This is a genomic window from Mycobacterium sp. IDUB_19 (genome assembly GCF_055419445.1).
Genome location: NZ_JBVAXR010000086.1, coordinates 1 through 4914, shown reverse-complemented (window position 1 = coordinate 4914; position 4914 = coordinate 1). Strand labels below are relative to the sequence as shown.

Below are 4914 nucleotides of genomic sequence, written 5' to 3'. Positions count from 1 at the left end.
CCGAACACGAGCAACCCGACAGTCGCCAACACGGCCACCGCGGATCGGCGTCGTGTCAGTGAGAACATTTCCCGTCCTGTCGTGTTCGGTTATCGGATGCAGGATAAGCCACATTGCGGGCCGAGGCGTCCGCTATAGCTACCCTTTCGACGATTTCGCCGAAATGTCTTCGGGTCGTTATGGCGTGGCTTCTCGGCTATACGAGACTGCTCGTGTGATAGCGATTCGCAAATGAATCCGAATCGGTGATGCGGTGTTGCCCGGGGTCACTCGCGCTCTGCAGCAAAGACGACATCAGGGTTGAGAATCCCGGCCGGGTCGAAGCTCTGCTTGATGCGGCGCAGCAGGTCGATCTTGACCGGGTCTTCGAGCTCGCGCCAGTAAGGGGCCTTCGCGCGGCCGAGGCCGTGTTCGCCCGAGATCGCGCCGCCCAACTCCATGGCGAGCGCGAAGATGTCGGTCAAGAGTTTCTTGCGGGTGTCGGGATCCTTACAGAAGATGGCCAGGTGCACGTTGCCGTCGCCGGCGTGACCACAGCCCACCGCGCCGCCACCCACCGCGGTCGCCAGACCGCGCACGGCGGCAAGGAATTTCGGCATCGCGCCACGCGGGACGACGGTGTCGATCAGGTCGTCTGCGCCGACCGCCTTCAGTGTCCAAAACGCGTTCTCGCGCGCCTCGATCAGCTTGCGCGCCGAACCGCCTTCGAGCACATAGGCATCCAGGGCGCCCAGCTCGGCGAGCAGCTCACCGGCCCGCTCGACATCCTCGTCCAGCCGGTCCTCGGTACGGTTCTCAAGTGCCACAACAAGATACGCTTGGCAGCTGTCGCGGATCTGGTCCGGAATGCCGAGTTCCAGATTTTGGGTGTGCACGAGCGCGGCCATCGTGATGTTGTCGATGTATTCCAGGATGTAGGGCCCCAGGCCGCTGGCGATGACCTGGGGCACCGCCTCCATCACCTGGTCGAAGTCGGCGAACGGGGCGAGCACGGTGGCGCTGTGGCCGAGCCGCGGGTGCAGCTTGACGATCACCTCGGTGGCCAGGGCCAGGGTGCCTTCGGAGCCGACGATCAGCTGGGTCAGGTCGTAACCGGTGGACACCTTGGCGATCTTGCCGCCGGTGCGGATGATCTCGCCGGTCGGCAGCACGGCTTGCAGCCCGAGCACGTTATGGCGGGCGATCCCGTACTTGACCGCGCGCATCCCGCCGGCGTTGGTGCCGACATTGCCGCCGACGCTGGAGGACAGCTCGCCGGGTTGGACCATGTAGCGCAGGTTTTCCGGTGCGGTCGCCGCATCCAGCTCGATCAGCGTCACCCCCGGTTGGACGACCGCGACCTGATTGGTCGCATCGACCTCGAGGACGGCGTTCATCCGCTCGAAGGAGATGACCAGCCCGCCCTCGCGCGGTGTGGCCGCGCCCGACAGGCCGGTCCCGGATCCGCGGGCCGTCACCGGAATCTGCTGCTCCGTGGCCACTTTCAGCAGCTGTGCCACTTCTTCGGTGGTGGCCGGTTTAGCGACGTACGCCGGTTGCTGCGGCGGATGCGTCAACTCCTCGTCGTGCCAGTAGTCGTCGGGGATTGCGTCGCCGGTCAGCAGGTTGTGGTTGCCGACGATTTCCGCGAGCCGCGCCGTGATGTCGCTCATGAACGCACTGTAGAACTTCGCGGCGTGAGCCGACGCACGTTACGTCGAGGCCGAAATGGGGAACCCGCCGGGCTGACGATTGTTGAGTCGGCGGAAGGAATGCTCCTTGTTCTCCTCCTACCGCTCGCGTCTCGGCACGCGGTTCGGGCCATACGAGCTGCGATCGCTGCTCGGCACGGGCGACACGGGTGATGTATTCGAGGCTTACGACACGGTTAACGACCGGATGGTCGCTTTAAAGCTTTTGCGTGCGAAGACTGCTCGCAGTGCTGGCTTCCAGCAACGCTTTTGGCGAGAGTCTGGGATAGCGGCGCAGCGACAGGAGCCGCATGTCATCCCGGTGTACGACGTTGGTGAAATCGACGGGGTGCTTTTCGTCGCTATGCAGTGGGTGGACGGCGGCAGCCTCAGGGATTTGTTGCGCGAGCACGGCGCGCTGGCACCCTCGCGCGCGGCGTCGATCGCCGGGCAGATGGCGCGGGCGCTGGATGCCGCACATGCGGCCGGGCTGGTGCACGACGACATCAAGCCGGAAAATGTGCTGCTCACCCGGGACGACTTCGCTTACCTCATCGACTTCGGCGTTGCGGGTCCGGGCTCATTGGCCTACCGGGCGCCAGAGTGGTTCAGCGGCGGCCGGATTGGGCCACAGACGGACGTCTACTCGCTGGCGTGCGTGCTCTACGAGTGCGTCACCGGTCAACCGCCGTTCGAGGGAACGGAACAGGAGGTCAGGGACGCGCACCTCTTCTCGCCACCGCCCCGGCCCAGCATCATGCGCCGGGGCATCGGCCGCGGCCTCGACGACGTCATCGCGGGCGCGATGGCAAAGGAGCCCGGGGCGCGGTATGCATCTGCAGGTGAGTTCGCCCGGGCGGCCAGAGAAGTTGTGTCCCCGGCCTACGAGCCGCTTGCTGCCGCGGCCGGCGGGAGTCCGCTTCCTCGCACGCGACCTTTCCCGGCGGTCTATCCAAATCCGGACGACTCCGGGTACAGCCCGTACGCGCCGTCAGCAGCAACGCCTGACGCGCCTCCGCGTCGTGTCGCCCAGGTCAGCGCGCCGCTGGTTTTGGCCGCCGCCGCGGTGGTGGTTTTGGTCGCCGGTTTGATACTGGCGGTGATATCGGCTTTCGGCAACGATGACCATGGTTCGTCGCCCCAGACGACGGCGGCGTCGCCGGCTCCATCGGCCGCGCCGCCGCCCAAGACGCCCACGCTGTCATCGCCCGTGAAAGGTGCCGACGGGCTGGGGTTCGTCGGCGAAACGGCTCGATGTGACCCGGGGAATCCACCGGCCGCCGTGGTGCGCACCAGGAAGTCGCTCGCGGTGGTGTGCCAAAACCTCAGCGGCACTTACTATTACCGCGGCGAACGCATCCGCGACGGTGCCCACATCGAACTGTCGAACGCGGAGCGCGTCGCGGACGGATTCGATGTCACCAACCCGGTCGACGGCGTCGTCTACGAGGTCCGTCCGGATCGGCTGAGAATCATCAGCAACGGCCACGTCGATTCGTCAGAGCGGGTGCTGCAGTACGCCACCGCGTCGTAACATCCGCGGGCGCGACGCGTTAAGGCTGCTCGAGCAGCCTTAACGGGTGCAGGCCGTCGACGGCGCCGACGAACGGCGGATGGATGCTGTAGCCGATCATGCGTTGGATGTCCTCGGAGACCGTTCGCGCGACGTCGCGCGGTATCGAGAGGGTGAAGGCCTCCATCGGCCGCAGCCACGGTTGGCAGTATTGGGCGGTGACGGCAAGGCGCGCGGCATCGGTGGTGTTGGCGCCGCCGCCGTGCCACAGCGTTCCGACGAAGACGACGCAGGAGCCGGCGGGCATGACGACGGGCAGCGGGGCATCGTCGGGGCCGGGCGGACGCGCTTCCCAGCGATGGCTGCCGGGGATAACCACCGTGGCGCCGTTGTCGGCGGTGAAGTCGTCGATCGCCCAGATCGTCGCGGCGGTCAACGGCGCCCGCGGCCGCGGAATCGGGTAGAACCCGTCGTCGTGGTGGGGCAGCTGCGGAGCCTCTCCGGGCTGAATGTTGATGGCCTGCAACGCCGAAAGCAGGTAGTTGGGCATCAGGAGCCGATCGAGCACCGCCAGCACCCGCGGATGATCGACCAGCCGGTCGCACCCGCGCGTCCGGCTCAGCACGCTGTAGATGCGCTGGGTGCGCCGTCCTTCGAAGGAGTTGCGGCCGGTATGCCCGAGCCAGGGGTCGACGAGATCGTGGATCTGCTGACACTCGTCCGCGCTGAGCAGGTTCTCCCAGATGACGTAGCCGTTGCGGTCGAGGGCCGCCACGTCGGTGTCGACGAGCGCGGGGTCCACGGAGGCGCCGCTGGTCGGCGTCCATTTGTGCCGGCCCGCCAAGTCGTTCTTGAGGTCGTCCAGCGTCGTGACGGGGTCGTCGTCGATGCCCATGTAATCGACAGTGGACCTGACGTGACCGCCGGTCAAGGTGCTTGGTGGTGGTCTTCAGCTGTGAGCCGCAGTAACGACAAAAGTCCCTAACACGCCCTTTCGGGTCGGCGTAGCGTCATCGCAACCTCACAGAGCGGTGAGTTAAGGAAGACAATGGGCGATACCCACACCGACGTCGACAAATGGGACCGTGGCCTGACCGAGCACGTCGTCGCGCTGACCCGGCCGATCGTCAAGCACTATTTCCGTTCGGAGGTCCGGGGCCTCGACAACCTCCCACCCGGTGCATCCCTGGTGGTGGGGAACCATTCTGGCGGCCTTACGTCCTTTGACCTGTCGGTGTTCGCGGTCGGCTATTACGACAGGTACGGCTACGATCGTCCGCTCTATGCACTCGCCTTCGACACTGTGTTCGCCGGGCCGGCGGCGGACTTCCTCCGGCGCACCGGAGTGATTCGGGCGACGCGCGAGAACGCCGCGAAGGCACTGGCCGCCGGTGCCGTCGTCTTGGTCTTCCCGGGCGGCGACTTCGACGTCTACCGGCCGACCCTGCGGGAGAATGTCATCAATTTCGACGGCCGAACAGGCTATGTAACGACGGCTTTGGAGGCGAACGTCCCGATCGTTCCTGCTGTCTCAATCGGTGGTCAGGAAGAGCAACTGTTCTTGAGCCGCGGCACGTGGCTCGCGCGTTTGCTTCGGCTCACCAAGCTGGAGCGCAAGCTTTTTCGGACGAACATCCTGCCGATAACGTTCGGTTTCCCGTTCGGGCCGAGTGTCGTCTTGCCGGTCAACATCCCGCTGCCGACAAAGATCGTCACCGAGGTGCTGCGACC

General features: G+C 65.8%; 4 protein-coding genes. 2 read left to right on the top strand and 2 right to left on the bottom strand.

What is annotated here, in order from left to right; all coding sequences use genetic code 11:
* Positions 1–266: 266 nt before the first annotated feature.
* Complete coding sequence (locus ACZY0B_RS26700; protein WP_463767244.1) at positions 267–1652, bottom strand: FAD-binding oxidoreductase; 1386 nt, start codon at positions 1650–1652, stop codon at positions 267–269.
* 106 nt (positions 1653–1758) lie between these two features.
* Between ACZY0B_RS26700 and ACZY0B_RS26695 the strand changes: the two genes are divergently transcribed.
* Positions 1759–3204 (top strand): serine/threonine-protein kinase, encoded by a 1446-nt coding sequence (locus tag ACZY0B_RS26695; protein WP_463767243.1) that lies wholly within the window; start codon positions 1759–1761, stop codon positions 3202–3204.
* 19 nt (positions 3205–3223) lie between these two features.
* Here ACZY0B_RS26695 and ACZY0B_RS26690 read toward each other — a convergent pair whose 3' ends face one another.
* Positions 3224–4078, bottom strand: coding sequence for a phytanoyl-CoA dioxygenase family protein (locus ACZY0B_RS26690; protein ID WP_463767242.1), 855 nt, complete (start codon positions 4076–4078; stop codon positions 3224–3226).
* 153 nt (positions 4079–4231) lie between these two features.
* Between ACZY0B_RS26690 and ACZY0B_RS26685 the strand changes: the two genes are divergently transcribed.
* A partial coding sequence (locus tag ACZY0B_RS26685) for a 1-acyl-sn-glycerol-3-phosphate acyltransferase (RefSeq protein WP_463767241.1) occupies positions 4232–4914 on the top strand: 683 nt, incomplete at its 3' end.